Source organism: Ilumatobacter sp., assembly GCF_041688325.1.
GTDB lineage: Bacteria > Actinomycetota > Acidimicrobiia > Acidimicrobiales > Ilumatobacteraceae > Ilumatobacter_A.
Window position 1 is genome coordinate 1 of record NZ_JBDNIJ010000307.1, and the last position, 2,670, is coordinate 2,670.

Sequence of the window (2,670 nt, forward strand, 5' to 3'; positions counted from 1 at the left end):
GCCCGTCAGGCCGGCGTTATCGCGGATGTACTGGACGAGCAGTGTGCGCGGCTCGACATCGTGCGTCTGCACGGTGCCATTGATGGTGACGGAAACTTCCACGGATGGACCCCCAGGGTGTTATTTCGACCGATCAGTCGGTCGATGTGTCGAATGATGTGACCTGTGTCAGATCATCATGCCTCATTTAGACGGGTCCGTCACCACGCAAGCGACAACACGACCGAATTCGTCAGCGTTGACCGTGCAGATTGACGATGTCGTTGACCGTGCAGATTGAGACGGTCAACGACACGCCGGGCGATCAGCCGCCTGCGTTGGTGATGGCGACGCGCGGGTCGCGGTTCGGGTTGCCCGGGTCTTGCAGCGAATCGCGGAATGCGACCATTGCGTTGAGACGCTGATCGTCGTCAAGATCGGCTTCCATAATGCGCGCAATGGACGGCTTGAGATCGCTGAATTCGAGCACGATGTCGTGGGCCACCTGGTCGCTGGCGGGGAGCTCTTCCAACGGCGTTTCGCCATTGAACCAAGGGGAGAGGATGGGCTTCTTGACCGCCATGCGGATCTCATTTCAGTTTGTCGAACGCCCCATCTTACTGGAGGGCGTTGACTGGGAGGGCGCTGACTTACCGGGAGGTCGGTTCGACCGAGGAATGCCGCTCAGTTGATGAGATTGATGATGTCTTTGACGGACAAGTAGATCAGGGAACTGATGATCACGGTGGCGAAAGCCGTGTAGTGCCAGCGCTTGCTGTGATCGGCTCGCCAGAAACGGCGAATCGAGTACATGATCGAGACGATGGCGAGGATGCCGATCGCCAGGCCGATCGCTGGGCCGACGCCACTGGCGAGACCTACGACGGGCAACACGAACGGGAGCACCAGGTACATGATGATGCAGCGACACGCGGTGATCGCAATCGATTTCTGAAAGGCGCTCCGTGCTTCCTGGGCGGTCGACGTCTTGCCCTCAGGGAGCCGTAGCAGGCGGCGCATGAACCGATCGGCAGGGGCATGCGACTGCCGATGACCATCCGCAGGGGCGGTCGATTCGGTGACGTTGTCAGCAGTAGTTCTCATACCGGCTCATGACGGTATGTCTCTGCGACGGCTGCGGCAACTTCGGCGGGGGTGTTCACGATCACAACAGCTCCAGCGCCGGCGAGTTCCTCGTGGGAACCGAAGCCCCACGAGACACCAATACAGTCGATCCCGTTGGCAATGGCGCCTTCGACGTCATGGTCGCGATCGCCGAGCATCACGACGTGATCGCCTGCAGAGATGTTGAGTGCAGCCAGTGCGTACGTGATGACGTCGGCTTTGGTGCGCCGATTGCCGCCCATCCCGCTGGCGCCCGCCTCGAAAGTGAAGTGGTCACTCAAGCCAAAGTGCGCGGTGATCCGTCGCGCTGGTTCTTCTGGTTTGGCGGTGGCGAGTGCGAGCGTGAGGCCGTTGGCGCGGAGCGTTTCGAGCATCTCCGGGATGCCGTCGTAGACCTTGTTCTCGAACAGGCCGATGTCGTTGTACCGCTCTCGGTATTTGTCGACAACTCGCTCGAAGTCGCCAGGTCCGACGCCGAGCTTCGGGAACGACACCTCGAACGGTGGGCCAATGACGTCACGGACGGCATGGTCGGTTGGCGGTTCGAATCCGCATTCGGTGAACGCGTACTGCAGCGATCGGGCAATGCCGGCGTGGGAGTCCGAGATAGTTCCATCGAGATCGATGAGGACGTGAGTGCGTGTCATGAAGTGCTCTTGGCTAGGTTCTCGAGTTCGAGCTCGAACCGCAGCCGGTCCGTCGTGTTTCGCATTGCCGCTCAACCTACTGGCCGCTCAACATGCTGGCCGGTCAGCCACTCGTGTGTGCGTGGCTCAGGAGTCGCTGAGCCGGGCGAGCGACCGACGTGCGAATGTCAGCGTGAGGGCTGAGATCGCCGCGATTGCGACCAGACCGCCCCAGATGTTGTTCCAGGTGATCGGTGCGTCGAGGAATCCAAGTCGTGCCAGCCGGATGATGTTCGTAAACGGGTTGATCCGGGCAACCGATTCGAGCCAGCCCTGCATGATGAAGAGCGGAGTCTGTGCGTCGGTGAGGAAGATCAGCAGGAAGAAGGTGAGCTGCATGATCGCTGCGGCACGCATGTCGCGGAATCGGAACGCGAGGGCGAGCCCCCACCCGGTGCCGAGCGCAGCGATGCCTGCTGCGGCGACATACAGGAACAGCACGCCAGCGGCGCCGTGAGTCGGCCGTGCGCCGAACATCAGCCCGACGATGATGACAATGGTGGTGACCAGCACGGCGCGAAGAAGCGCTGCGGCGAGCGGCCCGGTGATCAGTGCCGAGCGTGGTGCGGGCGACAGCCGGATGCGGTCGTAGAAGCCGGTCTCCAGGTCACGGATCGTCGAAAACCCGATGCCGATGCCGGCGAAGCCTGCACCCATGAGCGTGCCGAGCGGCAGAAACCAGTTGATCGAACGATCGGTTGGGAACCCGGGAATCTGGATGATCGCGAAGAACGTTCCGGCGAACGCGATCGACTGGAACACCGGCATCAGGACCGATGGCAGGAAAGCCGAGGGCAGTCGGGTGATGTTGACGATGCTGCGCTTGGCGAGGCCAACCGCCGCAGCACTGTGCGGTGTGCGCCGAGTGTTGATCGGCCGA

General features: G+C 61.7%; 4 protein-coding genes. All 4 read right to left on the reverse strand.

The annotated features are described in order from the left end of the window. Window positions 1-304: 304 nt before the first annotated feature. Window positions 305-562 carry a hypothetical protein gene (locus tag ACH2EI_RS16360; RefSeq protein ID WP_395160795.1) on the reverse strand — a complete coding sequence of 86 codons (258 nt, stop codon included), beginning with the start codon at window positions 560-562 and terminating at the stop codon, window positions 305-307. A gap of 101 nt (window positions 563-663) precedes the next feature. After that, complete coding sequence (locus tag ACH2EI_RS16365; protein ID WP_395156060.1) at window positions 664-1,083, reverse strand: hypothetical protein; 420 nt, start codon at window positions 1,081-1,083, stop codon at window positions 664-666. After that, the gene (locus ACH2EI_RS16370) at window positions 1,080-1,751 is read right to left on the reverse strand and encodes an HAD hydrolase-like protein (RefSeq protein ID WP_395160797.1); all 672 of its coding nucleotides are present in this window, start codon (window positions 1,749-1,751) and stop codon (window positions 1,080-1,082) included. Before ACH2EI_RS16370 ends, ACH2EI_RS16365 begins: the two co-directional genes overlap by 4 nt. Window positions 1,752-1,877: 126 nt before the next feature. Next, the coding region (locus ACH2EI_RS16375; RefSeq protein WP_395160799.1) for an ABC transporter permease at window positions 1,878-2,670 on the reverse strand (793 nt) is incomplete at its 5' end.

What these genes read in the sequence shown, in the direction of transcription:
- ACH2EI_RS16360 (WP_395160795.1), bottom strand. Translation starts at nt 562, where the DNA reads ATGGCGGTCAAGAAGCCCATCCTCTCCCCTTGGTTCAATGGCGAAACG.
- ACH2EI_RS16365 (WP_395156060.1), bottom strand. Translation starts at nt 1,083, where the DNA reads ATGAGAACTACTGCTGACAACGTCACCGAATCGACCGCCCCTGCGGAT.
- ACH2EI_RS16370 (WP_395160797.1), bottom strand. Translation starts at nt 1,751, where the DNA reads ATGACACGCACTCACGTCCTCATCGATCTCGATGGAACTATCTCGGAC.